At 61.6% G+C, this 19,614-nt stretch carries 16 protein-coding genes; 4 read left to right on the forward strand and 12 right to left on the reverse strand.

Annotation, left to right across the window (positions count from 1 at the left end; translation table 11 throughout):
* The first annotated feature begins 65 nt into the window (after positions 1–65).
* Entirely contained in the window at positions 66–1,439 is a 1,374-nt protein-coding gene (locus ACIOMO_RS09800) for a DUF2868 domain-containing protein (RefSeq protein ID WP_401240254.1), read from the forward strand.
* Positions 1,432–2,808, forward strand: a complete 1,377-nt coding sequence (locus ACIOMO_RS09805; RefSeq protein WP_401240257.1) for a GTPase/DUF3482 domain-containing protein — start codon at positions 1,432–1,434, stop codon at positions 2,806–2,808. The genes ACIOMO_RS09800 and ACIOMO_RS09805 overlap by 8 nt, the downstream gene beginning before the upstream one ends.
* A gap of 103 nt (positions 2,809–2,911) precedes the next feature.
* Here ACIOMO_RS09805 and ACIOMO_RS09810 read toward each other — a convergent pair whose 3' ends face one another.
* The 7 genes from ACIOMO_RS09810 to ACIOMO_RS09840 form a co-directional block, all read right to left on the reverse strand.
* On the reverse strand, positions 2,912–3,469 hold the full coding sequence (locus tag ACIOMO_RS09810) for a phosphonate degradation HD-domain oxygenase (RefSeq protein WP_401240260.1): 558 nt from the start codon (positions 3,467–3,469) through the stop codon (positions 2,912–2,914).
* Positions 3,469–4,602 carry a TIGR03364 family FAD-dependent oxidoreductase gene (locus tag ACIOMO_RS09815; protein ID WP_401240263.1) on the reverse strand — a complete coding sequence of 378 codons (1,134 nt, stop codon included), beginning with the start codon at positions 4,600–4,602 and terminating at the stop codon, positions 3,469–3,471. The genes ACIOMO_RS09810 and ACIOMO_RS09815 overlap by 1 nt, the downstream gene beginning before the upstream one ends.
* 169 nt (positions 4,603–4,771) lie before the next feature.
* On the reverse strand, positions 4,772–5,797 hold the full coding sequence (locus ACIOMO_RS09820; RefSeq protein ID WP_053124777.1) for a putative 2-aminoethylphosphonate ABC transporter substrate-binding protein: 1,026 nt from the start codon (positions 5,795–5,797) through the stop codon (positions 4,772–4,774).
* A gap of 35 nt (positions 5,798–5,832) precedes the next feature.
* Positions 5,833–7,557 (reverse strand): putative 2-aminoethylphosphonate ABC transporter permease subunit, encoded by a 1,725-nt coding sequence (locus ACIOMO_RS09825; protein WP_401240266.1) that lies wholly within the window; start codon positions 7,555–7,557, stop codon positions 5,833–5,835.
* The gene (locus tag ACIOMO_RS09830) at positions 7,557–8,633 is read right to left on the reverse strand and encodes a putative 2-aminoethylphosphonate ABC transporter ATP-binding protein (RefSeq protein WP_401240269.1); all 1,077 of its coding nucleotides are present in this window, start codon (positions 8,631–8,633) and stop codon (positions 7,557–7,559) included. The genes ACIOMO_RS09825 and ACIOMO_RS09830 overlap by 1 nt, the downstream gene beginning before the upstream one ends.
* A 224-nt stretch (positions 8,634–8,857) precedes the next feature.
* Complete coding sequence (locus tag ACIOMO_RS09835; protein WP_401240272.1) at positions 8,858–9,721, reverse strand: LysR family transcriptional regulator; 864 nt, start codon at positions 9,719–9,721, stop codon at positions 8,858–8,860.
* Positions 9,722–9,735: 14 nt separating this feature from the next.
* Positions 9,736–12,045 (reverse strand): heavy metal translocating P-type ATPase, encoded by a 2,310-nt coding sequence (locus ACIOMO_RS09840; protein WP_401240275.1) that lies wholly within the window; start codon positions 12,043–12,045, stop codon positions 9,736–9,738.
* Positions 12,046–12,129: 84 nt separating this feature from the next.
* Here ACIOMO_RS09840 and cadR point away from each other — a divergent pair, with 84 nt between their 5' ends.
* A complete protein-coding gene (gene cadR / locus ACIOMO_RS09845) occupies positions 12,130–12,579 on the forward strand; it encodes a Cd(II)/Pb(II)-responsive transcriptional regulator (protein ID WP_008088440.1) in 450 nt (149 codons plus the stop codon).
* Between the two features lie 104 nt (positions 12,580–12,683).
* Here cadR and ACIOMO_RS09850 read toward each other — a convergent pair whose 3' ends face one another.
* The 4 genes from ACIOMO_RS09850 to ACIOMO_RS09865 all read right to left on the reverse strand — a co-directional run bounded on the left by ACIOMO_RS09850 (position 12,684) and on the right by ACIOMO_RS09865 (position 16,428).
* Complete coding sequence (locus tag ACIOMO_RS09850) at positions 12,684–13,514, reverse strand: hypothetical protein (RefSeq protein WP_401240278.1); 831 nt, start codon at positions 13,512–13,514, stop codon at positions 12,684–12,686.
* Between the two features lie 214 nt (positions 13,515–13,728).
* Positions 13,729–14,700 carry a thymidylate synthase gene (locus ACIOMO_RS09855; protein ID WP_159811908.1) on the reverse strand — a complete coding sequence of 324 codons (972 nt, stop codon included), beginning with the start codon at positions 14,698–14,700 and terminating at the stop codon, positions 13,729–13,731.
* Positions 14,701–14,750: 50 nt separating this feature from the next.
* Positions 14,751–15,566 (reverse strand): prolipoprotein diacylglyceryl transferase, encoded by an 816-nt coding sequence (gene lgt / locus ACIOMO_RS09860; RefSeq protein WP_007913003.1) that lies wholly within the window; start codon positions 15,564–15,566, stop codon positions 14,751–14,753.
* A gap of 79 nt (positions 15,567–15,645) precedes the next feature.
* Positions 15,646–16,428: a sulfite exporter TauE/SafE family protein gene (locus tag ACIOMO_RS09865; protein WP_400651906.1), complete on the reverse strand. Its 783-nt coding sequence runs from the start codon at positions 16,426–16,428 to the stop codon at positions 15,646–15,648.
* 130 nt (positions 16,429–16,558) lie between these two features.
* Here ACIOMO_RS09865 and ACIOMO_RS09870 point away from each other — a divergent pair, with 130 nt between their 5' ends.
* On the forward strand, positions 16,559–17,305 hold the full coding sequence (locus ACIOMO_RS09870) for an NRDE family protein (RefSeq protein ID WP_401240282.1): 747 nt from the start codon (positions 16,559–16,561) through the stop codon (positions 17,303–17,305).
* Positions 17,306–17,421: 116 nt separating this feature from the next.
* Here the strand turns inward: ACIOMO_RS09870 and ptsP are convergent.
* Positions 17,422–19,614 (reverse strand): phosphoenolpyruvate--protein phosphotransferase (gene ptsP / locus ACIOMO_RS09875; RefSeq protein ID WP_401240285.1); only part of this gene is annotated, 2,193 nt, incomplete at its 5' end.

A 19,614-nucleotide genomic window follows, 5' to 3' on the forward strand; every position in this document is an offset into this window, starting at 1 on the left:
CGCGCTTACCCCGATAAGCGCCACAGCGGTTATGCTCAGCGCTGGATTAAGCGACGGGATGCCGCGTGACTGAACTGACTCCACTGCAAAACCTCTGGCTCACCGAAACCGTGCGCCTGCGCGAAGAACACGCAGGCCCGCTGGAAGATCTGGAAGCCAATCGACTGGCGCGCGCGGCCGGCGGCGATCTGCCGAGCCGCATTCAACGCCGCGCGTTATGGCTGGCAGAACGTGACGGGCTGACGGCAGCACTTAAACACTGGCTGCAAGGCGCGCGTCTGGCGCTGGTGTTGCTGATGATCTTCGCGGTGCTGAGCGGCGCCGGTCTGGCCTTCGCCGCACTCGGCCAGACGCCGGTCAATGTGTTCTGGGCCTTGGGCAGTCTGCTCGGGCTGAACCTGATTTTGCTGCTGAGCTGGTTGCTGGGCTTGATCTTTGCCGGCGAACACGGCGCCACGCTCGGACGATTGTGGTTATGGCTCAGCGAGAAAATGGCCCGCGACGCCAAAGCCGCGCAACTGGCGCCCGCCCTGCTGCTGATGCTGCAACGCAAGAAACTCAATCGCTGGGCGCTCGGTACGCTGGTCAACGGTTTGTGGTTGCTGGCGATGCTCAGCGCGCTGATTCTGCTGCTGACGCTGATGGCGACCCGGCGCTACGGCTTCGTCTGGGAAACCACGATTCTCAGCGCCGACACCTTTATCCATGTCACCCACGCGCTGGGGTATCTACCGTCGCTGCTCGGCTTCAACGTGCCGACGGTGGAGATGATCCGCGCCAGCGGCGACGGTGCGCTCGACATCGAAAGCGCCCGTCAGGCCTGGGCGACCTGGCTGGTTGGCGTTTTGGTGGTGTACGGCGTGCTGCCGCGTCTGCTGCTGACGCTGTTGTGTTTCTGGCGCTGGAACAGCGGCAAAACCGCGCTGCGTCTGGACTTGAACCTGCCCGGCTACGCGCAATTGCGCGAACGTCTGATGCCGACCAGCGAACGCCTCGGCGTCAATGATCCGGAGCCTGCGCATTTGCATCGCGTCGAAAGCAGCGTCGGCGAACTCGCCAGCGAAGGTGCGCTGCTGGTCGCCATCGAACTCGACGAACAACGCCCATGGCCGCCCGCGCTGCCGAAAAATGTCAGCAATGCTGGCATCCTCGACAGCCGCGAATCACGCCATAAACTTCTCGAACAACTCAGTCGCTTCCCGCCGGCACGTCTGGCGATTGCCTGCGACCCACGGCGCTCACCGGATCGTGGCAGCCTCGCCTTGATCGCCGAACTGGCGCGCAACGCCGGAGAAACCCGCGTCTGGCTGCTGCAAGCGCCGCCCGGTGAAGCGCTGGATGCTGAACGCCTCGGCGACTGGCACATCGCGCTGCAACAGCTTGATCTGCAGTTTGCCGATTGCGCGCCGTTGAACTGGCTGGAGACTGGCCATGACTGATGCCTGGAAAGCGCCGCTGAAACTCGCCGTGGTCGGCCACACCAACGTCGGCAAGACCTCACTGTTGCGCACGCTGACCCGCGATGTCGGTTTCGGCGAAGTCTCCCATCGCCCGAGCACCACACGGCATGTCGAAGGCGCGCGGTTGTCGGTGGACGGCGAGCCGTTGCTCGACCTCTACGACACGCCGGGGCTGGAAGATGCCATCGCCCTGCTGGATTTTCTCGAACGTCTGGAACGCCCAGGCGAACGCCTCGATGGCCCGGCGCGGCTGGCGCGGTTTCTCGACGGCAGCGAGGCGCGCCAGCGTTTCGAGCAGGAGGCGAAAGTGCTGCGGCAACTGCTCGCCTCCGACGCCGGTTTGTATGTGATCGACGCGCGCGAACCGGTGCTGGCCAAGTACCGTGATGAACTGGAAGTGCTCGCCAGTTGCGGTAAACCGCTGCTGCCGGTGCTGAATTTTGTCAGCAGCGCCAACCATCGCGAGCCGGATTGGCGCGAGGCGCTGGCGCGGCTGGGGCTGCATGCGTTGGTGCGTTTCGACAGCGTGGCGCCGCCTGAAGATGGCGAGCGGCGGCTCTATGAAAGCCTTGCGCTGCTGCTGGAAAATGCTCGTCCGCAACTGGAACGGTTGATTGCTGATCAACAGGCTCAGCGCCTGGCGCGTCAGCAAAGTGCGGCGCGGTTGATTGCTGAATTGTTGATCGACTGTGCGGCGTGCCGGCGCAGTGTGGTCAGCGAAGCTGCGCAGGAACAGCAAGCCATCAGCGAACTGCGCAAGGCTGTCCGTCAGCGCGAGCAGAAGTGTGTTGAGGCGTTGCTCAAGCTGTATGCGTTTCGTCCGCAGGATGCGGCGGCGAGTGATTTGCCGTTGCTCGATGGGCGTTGGGGTGATGACCTGTTCAACCCGGAAACCTTGAAGCAACTCGGGGTGCGCGTGGGCGGCGGGATTGCTGCGGGTGCGGCGGCGGGGGCTGGGGTGGATTTGCTGGTTGGCGGGATTACCCTTGGCGCAGCGGCGTTGGCGGGGGCGATTGCCGGGGGTGCGCTGCAAACGGCGCGCAGTTATGGCAGTCGGTTGCTCGGCAAGATCAAAGGGCAGCGTGAGCTGACGGTGGATGACGGGGTGTTGCGACTGTTGGCGCTGCGCCAGCGGCAGTTGGTGTTGGCGCTGGATCAGCGTGGGCATGCGGCGATGGATGCGGTTCAGGTGGCGACACCGCAGGATAAGACCTGGCGCGAGGGCAAGTTGCCGGAGGCGCTGAACAAGGCGCGGGCGCATCCGCAGTGGTCGTCGTTGAATCCCCAGGCGAAGTTGAATCAGGCCGAGCGGCAGGAGCAGATCGAGTCTTTAGCCAAAGAGTTGTAGCGGCTGATCTGGCGCTATCGCGAGCAGGCTCACTCCTACAGTGGATCGCGTTCACCTTGTAGGAGTGAGCCTGCTCGCGAATGCAGCACCTCGGTTCAAGCGATTACGCAGCCAGCAGCCGCGCCGCTTTCTCTTTCAGCACACCCAGATCCATCACCGGCACCGCCATCTCCTTGGCCAACTCATCCCACTGCCGCATCCGCAAACTGACCGCACACAACGGATCCCGCTCAAACACATCCGCCTCCGCCTCGGTCATCACCCCACCCTGATACTCCAGCGTCCGCCGGCTCGCCTCACTCAACCGCTCAAAATACCCCGGCTCACGCAACGTCAGATACCGCTTGGCCTGCACGTGATATTCCACCAGCCGCGCCAGCCGCTCACTGAAACCGGCCTCGCGCAAATAATCCGCACCCAGCCGTTCATGGCTGACCACGCCATAGCCGCCCATGTTCTCCGCGCCTTCGCCACACAAATGACCGATGTCATGGAAGAACGCCGCCAGCACCACTTCATCATCAAAACCCTCGGCGATCGCCAGTTCAGCGGCCTGGGACATGTGCTCGATCTGCGACACCGGCTCGCCGATGTAATCGCTGGAGCCAAAACGCTCATACAGCGCGAATACCGTGGCGACGGTTTGTTCGTGACCTGTCATCAAATTTCCTCCAACAACTGTGCAACGTTGCGTTCGGCCATCGCCGGGCCGACGCTCATGCCGACGCCGGTGTGCATCAGCGCCACACTCAACCCCGGTGCCGGGCGCAGCAACGAAAACGGCCCCGGCCCCCGAGAACCATAGACGCCCTGCCAGCGCTCGACCACTTGCACCTTGCAGCCCAGCGTCTGCTCGGCCAGCTCGATCATCCAGTTGTCCACTTGCTCGGCATTGAACGGTGAAGCGTCGCTGCCGTAATGGTGCGAGTCGCCGATGATCAGTTCGCCGTAGGGCGTCGGGCTGATCAGCAGGTGGATGCCGTTGTCGTGCAGGTGCGGTTGCTCACGGAGGATTTGCGCCTGCACCGCCGCCGCTTCCGGCAGATCGGCGAAGGCGCCGTAGTGCACGCAGCTCAGGCCGGTGAGCAAGGCGTGTTGCAGATTCAGATTGATCTGCGGTTTGGCGCGGAGCATTTGTAGACGGCAGATTTGCGGGTCGAGCGCGGCGATTGGTTCGGCCAGCAGGGTTTGATAATCGTGGCCGGAGCAGACAATGATCTGCTTCGCGGTAAACGTGCCGGCAGTGCTGTGCAGGTGACCGGGTTCGACGTCGCGCACCAGCGTCGAGAAGTGGAACTCTACGCCGAGGTCGCGGCGCAGGTATTCGATCAGTGCAGGAATCGCTTCGCGAGAGTAAAGCTGTTGATCGTCGAGGCCATGAAGCGCGGCGCGGTGATGGCGGAACTGGCCGTTGTAGAGATCGCGCAGCGCGGCGCCGCGTAGCAGGTCGACGTTGTAGTTGTGTTCAATGGCGCGAGTGGCGCAGAAGGTTTCGAGCAGGTGTTCTTCGGCTTCGGTTCTGGCGAATAGATACGAGCCGTTGCGCTTGGTTTGCAGGCCGGCGAGTTGCGCCCAATCGCCCCAGATCTCGCGGCTGGCCTTGGCCAGTTCGAGCATCGGGCCGGGGGGCTGGCCGGTGACTAGGGCCTGGCCGAAGTTGCGCACCGAGGCGCCGAGGGGCGTGGCGGTGCGTTCAAAAACGGCGACCTTGAGGCCGCGTTTGGCGGCGGCGTAGGCGTGCGATAAGCCGAGAATGCCGGCGCCGACGATGAGCAGGTCTTTGTGGTGTTTCATGAGGCTACCTCGATGATCGTTCCCACGCTCCGCGTGGGAATGCAGCCAAGGACGCTCTGCGTCCATAGTGACGCGGAGCGTCACGGGATTCATTCCCACGCGGAGCATGGGAACGATCAGTGTGGGAGCGAGCTTGCTCGCGAAGGGGCCCTGTCAGTCGATAAAGATCTTACTTGGCAGCCACTTTCTCGGACTTGCCGTCATAACGCTTGCGCCACTCGGTCAGGATCTCGTCGCGATTTTTCGAGGCCCAGGCAAAGTCGTTCTTGATCAGACGCTGCTCATAATCCGCCGGCAATTCGGTCTGCGGCTTGGCGATCCCCGGCTGCGCTAGAACCGCGAAGTTCTCTTTGTACAGATCCATCGCCTCAGCACTCGCCGAGAAGTCAGCCAGTTTCTTCGCCGCTTCTTCATGCGGCGTGCCTTTGATCACCGCAGTCGCTTCGATCTCCCAGCCCAGACCTTCTTTCGGCAGGATGATGTCCAGCGGCGCGCCCTGACGCTTCAGCTGTACCGCCGGGTATTCAAAGGAAATCCCGATCGGGAACTCGCCCGCCGCTGCCAGTTTGCAAGGCTTGGAACCGGAGTGAACATACTGGCCAATGTTCTGATGCAGGCCATCCATGTACGCCCAACCCTGCTTCTCGCCGAAGGTTTGCAGCCAGGCGCTGACGTCGAGGAAACCGGTGCCGGACGACGCCGGGTTCGGCATAACAATCTTGCCCTTGTACTCAGGCTTGGTCAGATCCTGCCAGCTCACTGGCTTGGTCAAACCCTGCTTCTCGGCTTCGACGGTGTTGAAGCAGATGGTCGCGGCCCAGACGTCCATGCCGACCCACGCTGGCGGGTTGGCGGCGTCGCGGTAGTTCGCGCCGATCTTGCCGAGATCCTTCGGCGCGTAGCTTTGCAGCATGCCTTGCTGATCAAGAATCGCCAGACTGGAAGCCGCCAGGCCCCACACCGCGTCAGCCTGCGGACGGGCCTTTTCGGCGAGCAATTTGGCGGTGATGATCCCGGTGGAATCGCGTACCCATTTGATCTCGACGTCCGGGTTGGCTTTTTCGAAGGCTTCTTTGTAGGACTTCAGTTGCTCGGCTTCGAGGGCGGTGTACACCGTCAACTCGGTTTTTGCCGCGAAGGCATTCAGGCTGAAAGTAGCGAGCACAGCAGCGGCCAGGGCCAAAGGCTTGAACATGATCGGTATCCTGTCTTTTGAGTTGAGGGTGTGAATCAGTGACCGGGCGCGGTTTGCCGCCAGGCTTGAGAACGGCGCAGCAAGCCGCGCGACGCCCACGCCAGCAGCAAGGACACGCCCGCCGAGGTGAACAGAATCAGGGTCGACATCGCCGCCGCGCCGCCAACGTTGCCGGCGTCATCCATGTTCAGCACTGCGACCGCCGCGAGGATGGTGTCGGGGCTGTAGAGGAAGATCGCGGCAGAAACCGTGGTCATCGCCGAGACGAACAGGTAGCGCACGATGTCGAGCAGCGCCGGCAGGCAGATCGGTACGGTGACGCGCAGGTAATGCCGATACAGCGGCGCCTTCAGCGACAACGCGGCGGCTTCGAACTCGGCGTCGAGTTGGCGCAGCGCGGTGGTCGCGGTCATTTGTGCGGTGGTCAGGTAGTGCGCAATGGTGCAGACGATCAGCAGCGTCATCGTCCCGTACAGCACATGCAGCGGGTTACCCGTGAGGTTGAAGAAGAAGACGTAGCCGAGACCGAGCACCAGCCCCGGCACCGCCATCGGCACAAAACTGAGCATGCGCAGCGCCAGGTTGAGGCCGCGCTGATCGCGGGTTTTCTCCATCAGATAAGCGCCGGTGAAGATCAGCACGCTGCCGATCAACGCCGTGCCCAGCGCCATTTTCAAACTGTTGCTGTAAGCCAGCCAGCCACCGCCAGCGGTTTCGTTGAACTGGTAATGATTGAGCGACAGCGACAGGTTGTACGGCCAGAACTTAACCAGCGACGAAAACACTGCCATGCCGAACACCAGAATCAACGCCGCGCTGATCAACAAGACAATCGCCAGATAACAGCCATCGCGCAGTTTCGACGGCGCCGGTTTGAACACCTGCGCCCGACCGCTCATGGAGTCACCGTGACGCCGACGCAGCCAGGCATCGACACCGAAGCTGAACAGCGCCGGCAGCAACAGCACCATGCCAATCAACGCGCCGCGGCCGAATTGTTGTTGGCCGACCACGGCTTTGTAGGCCTCCAGCGCCAGCACTTGATAGTCGCCACCGACCACTACTGGCACACCGAAATCGGTGATGGTCAGGGTGAACACCAGACAGAACGCGGCGAACACAGCCTGGCGAGTCGCCGGCCAGGTGATGCTACGAAACGCCTTGGCCGGACTTGCACCCATGCTCGACGCGGCATCGAAAAGGCGCGCATCGGCCAGCGACAATGCCGATAGCAAAATCATCAGCGCATGGGGGAAGGTGTAAATCACCTCGCCCAGCACAATCCCCCAGAACCCGTAGATGTTGTCCGAGAGCAGCCCGCGCAACATGCCTTGGTTGCCGAACAGATAGACCAGCGCAATGCCCGGCAGCATCGACGGCGCCATCAGCGGCAACAACGAAATCCCGCGCCAGATGCCCTTCGCCGGAATCATCGTGCGTTGCAGCGCGTAGGCAAACAGGTAGGCCAGCGGTACGACGATGGCCGCAACGCTGAGGGACACTTTCAGACTGTTGCCGAGCAGCCAGTGGAAATTCTCGCTGCTCACCATCTCCTTCGCCGCGAGCCAGCCACCGCCCTGCCCGGCCTCATTGCTGAAGCCACGCCAGAAGATCGCCAGCAACGGCAGCAGCACCGCAATACCGAGCAACACCAGCAGGAGGACTTTGCCGCCGACGACAAAAATTCGGTCGCCGATCTCGGCTTTCGAGGACTGTCGCACCTGCTTGTGCGGTAGCGGCAGCGCGAGGTTGCTGTTCATCAGGCAAACACCTGCAGGCTGCGCGGCGGCAAGGCGACCATGATTTGCTGGGCGCCGAGACGCGGCATGGCTTCCGGCGCGAGTTCGGCGAGCAAGGCGTGGCCCGGCAGCTGATCGAGTTCGAAGCTCATGCGGCAGCGGTTGCCGAGGAAGGTGATTTCGCGGACTTTGGCCGGGAACAGGTTCTCTTCGTGCACCGGCGGGTTGACGTTGATCGCTTCCGGGCGGCAGAACAAACGGCCCGAGGCGCGCTGGACGCTGCCGTCGCTGAGGCGCAGGTTCATCCCGCCAACTTGCGCATGGCTGTCGCTGCTGCGCTGGAACGGCAGCCAGTTACCCTGCCCGACAAACTCGGCCACGAACGGCGTGGCCGGGCGGTTGTAGATTTCCTGCGGGGTGGCGTACTGCTCGACGCGGCCGTTATTCATCACGGCGATGCGGTCGGCCATCAGCATGGCTTCGTCCTGATTGTGCGTGACCATCAGCGTGGTGATGCCGAGGTTGCGTTGCAGTTGGCGCAGTTCGGTGCACAGATGCTCGCGGACGCGGGCGTCGAGGGCGGACATCGGTTCATCGAGCAACAGCAGCGAGGGAGCTGGTGCCAGAGCACGGGCCAGTGCGACACGCTGCTGTTGGCCGCCGGACAATTGGCCGGGGTATTTTTTCTCGCTGCCGATGAGGCCGACCAGTTCCAGCATCTGGCCGACGCGACGGCGCACTTCGTCGCGACCGCTGCCGGCGAGGCCGTAGGCAATGTTCGCTTCGACGGTCAGATTGGGGAACAGCGCGTAGGACTGGAACAGAATCCCGTAGTCGCGAGCCTGCGGGGCGAGGTGCGAAACGTCGCGATCGCCGAGGTACAGCTCGCCGCTGTCCTGTTTCTCCAGACCGGCGATGCAGCGCAGCAACGTGGTTTTGCCGCAGCCCGACGGGCCGAGCAGGCACACCAGTTCACCGGCGGCGACGTCGAGGGAGACGTTATCCAGCGCAGTGAACGCGCCGAAGCGTTTCTGCACGCCGCGCACTTTCATCGGCGCACCGGAGTTGGTCAGGGCAGTTGCGATGGCAGGATTCATGGACAGACCTCATCAAGCAGATGGGGCCAATCCTAGAGTTGTAATGCGTCCGTCATGTGGCAGTGAGGCAAAAACTGCTGATAGTGGTATTCAGGGATTTTGGTTCAGAAGAGATCGTTCCCACGCTCCGCGTGGGAATGCAGCCCGGGACGCTCTGCGTCCCAAAGCCGAACGCGGAGCGTCCGTAGAGGCATTCCCACGCAGAGCGTGGGAACGATCATCTGCTAGGCCGGGGACATTTCTTGGGCCAGGCCTAGGAACGCCGCAGGCAACCGCGCGCCCTTGCGCTCTTTCAGGCAATAAAGGTACTCAGGAATCTGCGGCGCATTCTCGATCGTCAGCACGCGCAATTGCGGATCATGCGGCACTTCCTGCCGGGCAATGATGCTGATGCCGATATTGCGCAACACCGCCTCCCGAATCGACTCCCGGCTGCCAATCTCCAGCAACGGCCCGTAACTCACCCCGGCAGTCGCCAGCAACTCTTCGGTCAACCGCCGCGTGGTCGAACCCGACTCGCGCATCAACAACGTATGCCCGGCCAACGCGCTCAACGCCACATGCTCCTGCACAGCCAGCGGATGATTGCGATGCACCGCCAGCACCAGCGGATCAGTACCGAGTACCCGACGAATCAACCGCGCGTCATCCAGCAATTGCGATGACGCAGCGATATCCACCCGATAGTCCTCCAGCGCTTCCAGCACCTGCTGCGAATTGCCGATTTCCACCGACACTTCCACCTGCGGCAAGCGCTCGCGAAAGGTCTTCACCAGATCGAGGATGTAATACGGCGCCGTGGCGGCGATGCGCAACGTGCCCTGCACCTGACCGCTGTTGCGCAGGAAAAACTCGATGTCGGCTTCCTGCTGCAACAGCGTCTTGACCATCGGCAGCAACCGCGCGCCTTCATCACTGACGCTCAGGCGCCGGCCGCCACGGTAGAACAGTTCCACCGAATACTGACTTTCCAGATTACGTATCTGGGTGGTCACGGTCGGTTGGCTGAGGCCGAGTTTTTTCGCCGCCAGCGTGATGCTGCCCAGGCGGGCGACCATGTAAAACGCTTTCAGCTCGGCACTCAGCACAACCTTTCCTCACTCTATTTGCGCAGCAGGCGCAAACCGTTGAACACCACCAACAGGCTCACGCCCATGTCGGCGAACACCGCCATCCACATGGTGGCGAGTCCGGCGAAGGTTACCGCAAGAAAGATCGCTTTGATCACCAGCGCCAGCGCGATGTTCTGTTTCAGGATGCTGGCGGTGTTGCGCGACAGGCTGATGAAGGCCGGAATCTTGCGCAGATCGTCATCCATCAGGGCGACATCGGCGGTTTCGATCGCCGTGTCGGTGCCAGCCGCGGCCATGGCGAAACCGATCTCGGCGCGGGCCAGTGCTGGCGCGTCGTTGATGCCGTCGCCGACCATACCCACACGATGGCCCTGCTTGTACAGATCTTCAATGGCTTGCAGTTTGTCGGTTGGCAGCAAATCACCGCGAGCCTCGTCGATGCCGACCTGCGCGGCAATCGCCTGAGCGGTGTGGACGTTGTCGCCAGTGAGCATCAGGGTTTTCACCCCGAGTTCATGCAACTGACGGATTGCTTCGCGGCTGGTTTCCTTGACGGTATCGGCCACGGCGAACAGCGCCAGCGGGCCGGAGCTGTCGAGCAGCAGCACCACGGATTTACCCTGTTTCTCCAGCGCGAAGAGTTTTTCTTCCAGCGCTGGCGAGCACAGGCCGAGTTCTTCGACCAAGCGATGGTTGCCCAAGTGGTAGGTCTGGCCGTTGATGTCGCCTTTGACGCCACGCCCGCCCAGCGCTTCGAAGTTATCCACAATCAGCGCGGCAAAGTTTTTATCCACAGCGGCGTTGGCGATGGCCAGCGACACCGGATGGTCGGAACGTCCGGCCAAGGCAGCGGCGATTGCCGGTGCCGTGGCATCGGCGGTCGCGTCGAGGGACAGGTAATCGGTCTGCACTGGTTTGCCGTGGGTGATCGTGCCGGTTTTATCCAGCGCCAGATAATCGAGCTTGAAACCGCCCTCCAGGTACACGCCGCCCTTGACCAGAATGCCTTTGCGCGCCGCTGCGGCGAGGCCGCTGACGATGGTCACCGGGGTGGAAATCACCAGTGCGCATGGGCACGCAACCACGAGCAAAACCAGCGCGCGGTAGATCCAGTCGAACCACACGGCGCCCATGAACAACGGCGGAATGATCGCCACGGCCAAGGCAAACACGAACACCACAGGCGTGTAGATTTTCGAGAATTGATCGACGAATCGTTGGGTCGGTGCGCGCGCCCCTTGGGCCTGTTCGACGGCGTGGATGATTCGCGCCAGCGTCGAGTTGTTCGCCGCAGCGGTGACCGCGTATTCCAGCGAACCGGCCTGGTTGATGGTGCCGGCGAAGACTTTGTCGCCGACGGTTTTTTCCACCGGCAGGCTTTCACCGGTGATCGGCGCCTGGTCGATGGTCGAGTTGCCGCTGAGCACTTCACCGTCCAGCGCAATACGCTCGCCCGGTTTCACTCGCACGCGGGCGCCGAGTTCGACGCTTTTCACATCCTGTTCGATCCAGTTCCCGTCAATCTGTAACACCGTGGCTTGCTCCGGTGTCATCTGCATCAGGCCGCTGATCGCATTGCGCGCACGGTCAAGCGAACGCGCTTCGATCAGCTCGGCGACGGTGAACAGGAACATCACCATCGCCGCTTCCGGCCACTGGCCGATGAGGATGGCACCGGTCACGGCGATGCTCATCAGCGCGTTGATGTTGAGGTTGCGGTTCTTCAGGGCGATCCAGCCCTTTTTGTAGGTGGTCAGGCCACCGCTGAGGATCGACACCAGCGCGATGATCGCCACCACCCAAGTGGGTGCGGCGTTGGTGAAGTGGATGACTTCAGCGGCGAGCGCACCAATGCCGGACAACGCCAGCGGCCACCAGTGTTTTTTCACTGGCGCCGGGGCTGGCGAATCGACGCCCGCCTCCAGCGGCTCGGCGTGCATGCCGAGGGATTTGATCGCTTCGGTGATAGGCTCGGTGCCCGGCAGATTGTGGGTCACGCCGAGTACGCGGTTGATCAGATTGAATTCCAGTTGCTGCACGCCGGCGAGTTTGCCGAGCTTGTTCTGGATCAGCGTCTGCTCGGTCGGGCAGTCCATCGCCTCGATGCGGAAACTGCTCAGCCGCGCATCGGCACTGGTTTTCTCGCTCAGTTGCACCAACGCCGGCGCGGCGGCTGTCGACGAGCAGCAAGAGTCTTCGTGCGCATGAACCGGTGCCGGCGCTGCAACTTTCGACCCGCAGCAAGAATCGCCGCCCTGTGAATGCTTATGCACAGGCTGCAATTTATGACTGTGATCGTGGCCGTCGCCGGGCTTGTGGGTGTGCTGGGAATCGCTCATTGGTCGCGTCCATGAAGGTGCCTGTTGCCAAGTAAAGACCCTGTAGCCACTATAGGGTCAAGCACCCTTTTGGAGATTGCCGTCATGAAGATCGGAGAACTGGCCAAACTCACCGACTGCGCCGTGGAAACCATCCGCTACTACGAGCGTGAAAACCTCCTGCCGGAACCGGCCCGCAGCGACGGCAACTACCGCGTCTACACCCAGGCCCACGCCGAACGCCTGACCTTCATCCGCAACTGCCGCACCCTCGACATGACCCTCGAAGAAATCCGCAGCCTGCTGGCCATGCGTGACAGCCCGCAGGATCAGTGTGAAAGCGTGAATACGCTGATCGACGAGCACATTCAGCATGTGAAGGCGCGGATTGATGGGTTGTTGGCGTTGCAGACACAACTGCTCGACCTGCGCCAACGCTGTGGCGAAGGGCCGGGCGCGGATCAATGCGGGATTTTGCAGCGCTTGGAGGTCAGCGGCGGAGTGGTCGCCACCGAAGTCGAACACTCCCACGTAGGCCGCAGCCACGGCCACTAAAGAACACCACAAAACCCCTGTAGGAGCTGCCGAAGGCTGCGATCTTTTGATTTTGCTGTTTATAAGATCAAAAGATCGCAGCCTTCGGCAGCTCCTACAGGGGTTCAGATCACCTCAAAACTCACTTCCGTGACGACGCCCGGGTTCCAGTAAAAATTCGGACTCAGCCGCGCCCCCAGATAAATCACGTATCGCACCGTCACCCTGCGCCCGACATGCGCCTGATAAACCTCAGGCGCGATGTGAAACGCCATCGTCTGCTTTGGATTAACCGCCAATCGACGCTGACGCTCGACCCAATGATCCGGCGATTGCGTCCAGAGTATTTCGATGCCGTAACAGGCGCGCAGGTTTTCAATCGGCTGCAGGCTTACGGTAACGCCATCCGGGAACGCGGCGGCTTCCAGCACGTCATTGGCCACGCCTTCCACCTCAAGCGCAGGCTTGCGGCCCAGCTCTGGGGCGACAAAGACTTTCTGCGCAGGTGAAGGTTTTGCACCTCCGGCTTGCGGAAGGTGAAAGAAAACCACCTCGACTTCGAGGCCTTCCAGGCGCTTGAGCTCGTTGTCCGGGATAGCAATCGGAATCCAATAATCCTTGCTGTTCACCACAACGTCTGCCGATTGAAACGACGGAGTACCGTCCAATGCCAGCCACTCCGCGCGAAGCGTGTCGCCAATGAGGATCTGCGGCGAGGAAGGATCCACCAGCGCGTACGTTGAAGCGATAAACGGCGAGCCCGGGCCAATGATTTCCAGCGGAATGACAGCGCCTTCGGGCTCGGATTTGCCGAACTCGAAATAGCGGTTTTCCTTTAAGTAGAAGTAGGCGATCAGCGGCGCCTGCAATGCCGTTGCTTTCGCTGTCAGTGGCGCCTCGGTCGAAATGCCAGAGCCCGCATTGCCGCCATCGAAAAACCCGCCTGTGTCTGCCATGACTGTTACCTCGCTTAGGAGGCCGTCAGCTAATCACGGGACGCGGCAGGTCGGCTACTGTCAGAAATGACAGTGGAAAAAGCACATCAGCAGAGTTTGAACGCTATCCCCTGTAGGAGCTGCCGCAGGCTGCGATCTTTTGATCTTATAAACAGCAAAATCAAAAGATCGCAGCCTTCGGCAGCTCCTACACAGGGATATTGCGTATTGTTTTTTAGACCGCCATTGGCGCGGTCATTGGCGCGTGGTGTTCGTAGCCTTCCAGCGAGAAATCGCTCGGCTCGACCAGTTCCAGCCATTCCGGCTGGTACACGCCAGTCTTGGCAAACTCCGGCACACGATCGGAGATTTTCAGTTTCGGCATGGCGAACGGCTCGCGCTTGAGCTGTTCGTTGAGCATGTCCAGGTGGTTCTCGTAGACGTGCGCATCACCGATGAAATAGGTGAACCAGCGCGGCGTGTAGCCGGTCAGGCGACCGATCAGGCTCAGCAGCGCGGCGCCTTCGGTAAGGTTGAACGGCGTACCCAGGCCCAGATCGTTGGAGCGGATGTAGAGGGTCAGGGAGATTTCCTTGGTCTCGACATTCGGGTGGAACTGGTACAGCAGGTGGCACGGCGGCAGGGCCATTTCATCCAGCTGAGCGACGTTCCAGCCGTGGAACAGAATCCGGCGGCTGCCCGGATCCTTGATGATCGTGTCGACGCACTGACGCACCTGGTCGATGGCTTTGTACAGCACCACGTAGGCCTGGCCGTCTTCTTCGCCCTGAGCGATCTGCTTGTAGCCGTTGCTCAAGGTTTGTTCGATGGCGGCGCTGTTGCTCAGCGGGATCTGCTTGTACGCCGGCCATTTGCGCCATTGCACGCCGTAGATTTCGCCGAGGTCGTCGTCGCCCTGACGGAACGGGTTGGCCAGCCACTGCGCGTTTTCGTTGGCGTTCTGATCCCAGACCTTGCAGCCCAGCGCGCGGAATTCAGCGGCGTTGTTCACGCCACGAAGAAACCCGCACATCTCGCCGATGGCCGATTTGAAGGCCATTTTGCGCGTGGTGATCGCCGGAAAACCTTCCTGCAGATCGAAACGCAGCATCGCACCCGGGAAACTGATGGTGTTGATGCCGGTGCGGTTGGCCTGTTTGCTGCCGTTCTTAATGACGTGCGAGACCAGTTCGAGATATTGCTTCATGAGTTACCTGTGTCCTTTGAGCCCCGACGTCGCGCGCCGGGGTTCGTAGTTTAAGCCGTCGGCGCGAGCGGTGCTGCCGGTGCGCGACGATAGGCCAGCCAGATCAGGAACAGCCCGCCGACGATCATCGGCACGCAGAGCACCTGGCCCATGGTCAGCCAGTTCCAGGCCAAGTAGCCGAGTTGCGCATCCGGCACGCGGACGAATTCGACGATGAACCGGAAGATGCCGTAGAACAACGCGAACATGCCGGAAACGGCCATGGTCGGACGCGGCTTGCGCGAGAAAATCCACAGGATCAGGAACAGCGCCACGCCTTCAAGCGCGAACTGATACAGCTGCGACGGGTGACGCGGCAGTTGCGCCGGATCGCTGAATGGCGGGAAGACCATGGCCCACGGCACGTCGGTGGCTTTGCCCCACAATTCGGCGTTGATGAAGTTACCGATGCGCCCGGCGCCCAGACCGATCGGCACCATTGGCGCGACGAAGTCCATCAACTGGAAGAACGACTTGCCGTTGCGCTTGCCGAACCACAACGCGGCCAGCATCACCCCGATAAAACCGCCGTGGAACGACATGCCGCCCTTCCACACTTCGAAAATCAGCGTCGGGTTGGCCAGATAAGCGCTCAGATCGTAGAACAGCACATAGCCCAGACGTCCGCCGACGATCACGCCCATCGACATCCAGAAGACCATGTCGGAGAGTTTCTCCTTGGTCCAGGTCGGGTCGAAACGGTTGAGCCGGCGCGACGCCAGCAGCCACGCACCGCCGATGCCGATCAGGTACATCAGACCGTACCAGTGGATTTTCAGCGGACCGATGGCCAGGGCCACCGGGTCGATCTGCGGGTAAGGCAGCATTGCGACTCCTCGTTAGAGTTGAAACCAAAATTCCCGGGCGACGCTGCCACCTCAGGATTAAGCCAGGATTGCGACGCGGTTAAAGCAGGAAGCTCAAACCCACGCTGAACAGCAAAGCGGCGAACAGCCGTTTCAGCAAGCGCGGCGACAATCGGTGCGCCAATCGCGCGCCGATGCGGGCGAAAACCATGCTGGTCAGGGCGATGCCCAACAACGCCGGCAAATACACAAAACCGAGACTATGCGGTGGCAACAACGGATCGTGCCACCCCAGAATCATGAAACTTAAAGCACTAACCAGCGCGATCGGCAGACCGCAGGCCGAGGACGTCGCCACCGCTTGCTGCATCGGCACACTGCGCCAGGTCAGGAACGGCACGGTCAGCGATCCGCCGCCAACGCCAAAAATCGCCGAGGCCCAACCGATCACACCGCCGGCCACGGTCAGACCGAATTTGCCCGGCACGGTTCGACTGGCCTTGGGTTTGACGTCCAGCGCCAACTGCACCGAGATCACCAACGCGAACACGCCGATGATCTTTTGCAGGTGCGGCCCGGAAATCGCCTCGGCCGTCACTGCACCAAAACCGGCGCCAAGCAGGATACCCACGGCCATCCACATGAAGATCGGCCAGCGCACTGCGCCTCGACGATGATGCTCACGCACGGCGTTGACCGAGGTGAAAATAATCGTCGCCAGCGAAGTGCCGACTGCCAGATGCGTGAGGATCGACTGGTCGAAGCCCTGCAAGGTAAAACTGAACACCAGCACCGGGACAATAATGATCCCGCCGCCTACCCCGAACAGCCCGGCCAACACGCCAGCACAGGCGCCCAGCGCCAGATAGAGCAGAAATTCCATGTCCCTCTCCCAGACGCATCCCGAAAACCGGAGCGGCATGGTAACGGATGCATGGCCTTCGGCTCCACTTACGATGGATGCACGGGCGCTGGATGCGTAGAGTGAGCAAAAAACACACAAGGATCACCTTATGTGCCTGATTGTTTTCGCCTGGCGCCCGGGCCATGCCCAGCCGCTGATCGTCGCGGCCAACCGTGACGAATTCTACGCCCGACCAAGCCTGCCGCTGGCGCCATGGCCCGAAGCGCCGCACGTGCACGCGGGGCGCGATCTTGAGGCTGGGGGCACCTGGCTGGGGATTGGCGCTAATGGGCGCTTTGCGGCGTTGACCAATATTCGTGATCCGCAGCAGCCGCCGGCGCGTAAATCGCGAGGGGAACTGGTGGCGCGGTTTCTGACCGGTGATCTGTCGATTGATGATTATTTGATCGATGTGGTTGGGCGTTCGGCGGAATACGCCGGGTTTAACCTGCTGCTCGGCAACAGCCATGAGTTGTGGCATTTCAATGCAAGGTTGTCGGAGCCGGTGATGTTGGCGGCTGGCGTTTACGGGTTATCCAATGCGGGGCTGGATACGCCGTGGCCGAAGTTGCTCAGGGCCAAGGCTGCGTTGAGTGCAGTGCTGGATGATCCGCAACCAGAGCTTTTGCTGGGGTTGTTGAGTGATGCGCAGGTTGCGCCGTCGGCTGAGCTGCCGGATACCGGTGTGGGGATGGCGACGGAGACTTTGTTGTCGAGTGTGTTTATTGCCAGCCAGAGTTATGGGACGCGGGCGAGTACGGCGTTGGTGGTGCAGGCGGATGGGACGCGGCGGATGGTCGAGCGGAGTTTTGGGCCGTATGGCGGGCATTTGGGCGAGGTGGAGATTGTTGTTTAGCGGTGTTTGAACTGACGCCTTCGCGAGCAAGCCCGCTCCCACATTCGACCACATTCCAAGATTAGAACGCGGTCAAATGTGGGAGCGGGCTTGCTCGCGAAGAGGCCCTCAAGGTTTTAGAGAGCCTTGACGACCGCCGGCGGATTCATCTTCGACAACCCAAGGTTTTTCAGCGCCAATTGCAGCGAGCTGTGGATAACTTGCGGGTTGTCGATGGTCATCAGTTCAGCCAGCAAATCCTTGGCCTTGCTCAAATTCACCTGACGCAACATCCACTTCACCTTCGGCAAGTTGGTGGCGTTCATCGACAAACTATCGAAGCCCATCGCCATCAACAGCACCGCCGCCGCCGGATCACCGGCCATCTCGCCGCAGATACTTACCGGTTTGCCTTCCGCATGCGCATCACGCACCACGGTTTGCAGGGCTTGCAACACCGCCGGATGCAGGTAGTCGTAGAGATCGGCCACACGCGGGTTGTTGCGGTCAACCGCCAGCAAATACTGGGTCAAGTCGTTGGAGCCGACCGAGAGGAAGTCGACCATCCGCGCCAGTTCCTTGGTCTGGTACACCGCGGCCGGGATCTCGATCATCACGCCAATCGGCGGCATCGGCACGTCGGTGCCTTCGTCGCGCACTTCGCCCCAGGCCCGATGGATCAGGTGCAGGGCTTCTTCGAGTTCATGGGTGCCGGAGATCATCGGCAGCAGAATCCGCAGGTTGTTCAAGCCTTCGCTGGCCTTGAGCATCGCGCGGGTCTGCACCAGGAAGATTTCCGGGTGGTCGAGGGTGACGCGGATGCCGCGCCAGCCGAGGAACGGGTTGTCTTCCTTGATCGGGAAATACGACAGCGACTTGTCACCGCCGATGTCGAGGCTGCGCATGGTCACCGGTTGCGGGTGGAACGCGGCGAGTTGCTCGCGGTAGATCGCCAGTTGTTCCTTCTCGCTCGGGAAGCGCTGGTTGATCATGAACGGCACTTCGGTGCGGTACAGGCCGACACCTTCGGCGCCACGCTTCTGCGCCCGCGCCACATCGGCGAGCAGACCGGTGTTGACCCACAGCGGCATGCGGTGGCCGTCGAGGGTCACGCACGGCAGGTCGCGCAGGGTATCGAGGCCCAGCGCCAGTTGTTTCTCTTCTTCGACGACTTCGGCGAACTGCTTGCGCAGCACTTCGCTCGGGTTGGTGTAAACCTCGCCGCGTGTGCCGTCGACGATCATTTCGATGCCGTCGACCTTGGCGTACGGCAGGTCGACCAGACCCATCACCGTCGGAATGCCCATCGCCCGGGCAAGGATCGCCACGTGCGAGTTACCCGAACCGAGTACCGAAACCAGACCGACCAGCGTGCCTTCCGGCACCTCGCCGAGCATCGCCGGCGTCAGTTCTTCGCTGACCAGAATGGTTTTTTCCGGGTAGACCAAGTTCTGCTGACGCTCTTCCTGCAAATAGGCGAGCAGACGGCGACCGAGGTCTTTGACGTCCGAGGCACGCTCACGCAGGTAGGCGTCGTCCATCAATTCGAAACGGTTGACGTGCTCAGTGACCACCTGACGCAGCGCGCCCTGAGCCCATTGACCGGTCTTGATTACGGTGGTGATTTCGCTGCCCAGCGAGGCATCGTCGAGCATCATCAGGTAGACGTCGAACAGCGCGCGCTCTTCCGGGCGCAACTGCGTCGCGAGTTTGGCGGACAACGCGCGCATGTCGGCGCGCACGCCTTCGATGGCGGTCTTGAACAGCGCCAGCTCGGCGTCGATGTCAGTAATGTTTTTATCGGGCACCACGTCGAGATCGGCCGGCGGCAGCATGACCACCGCCGTACCAACCGCCGCACCCGGTGAACCCGGCACGCCGACGAACTTGGCTTCCTGAATGCCCTTGCCCTGACGGCCCAAACCACGGATCGAACCGGTGGCCTCAGCGTGGGCGATAACGCCGGCGAGCTGCGCGCTCATGGTCACGAGGAAAGCTTCTTCACCTTCGTCGAACTGGCGGCGTTCTTTTTGCTGGATGACCAACACGCCGACGACGCGGCGGTGGTGAATGATCGGTGCACCGAGGAACGAGGCGTAACGCTCTTCACCGGTTTCGGCGAAGTAGCGGTAGCGCGGGTGAACAGACGCGTTTTCGAGGTTCAGGGGTTCTTCACGCGTGCCGACCAGACCGACCAGACCTTCGTTGGGTGCCATGCTGACCTTGCCGATCGAGCGCTTGTTCAAGCCCTCGGTGGCCATCAGGACGAAGCGGTTGGTCTCGGGATCAAGCAGGTAGACCGAGCAGACCTGGCTGCCCATGGCCTCTTT

It is taken from the genome of Pseudomonas sp. NPDC087804, assembly GCF_044742965.1.
GTDB lineage: Bacteria > Pseudomonadota > Gammaproteobacteria > Pseudomonadales > Pseudomonadaceae > Aquipseudomonas > Aquipseudomonas rustica.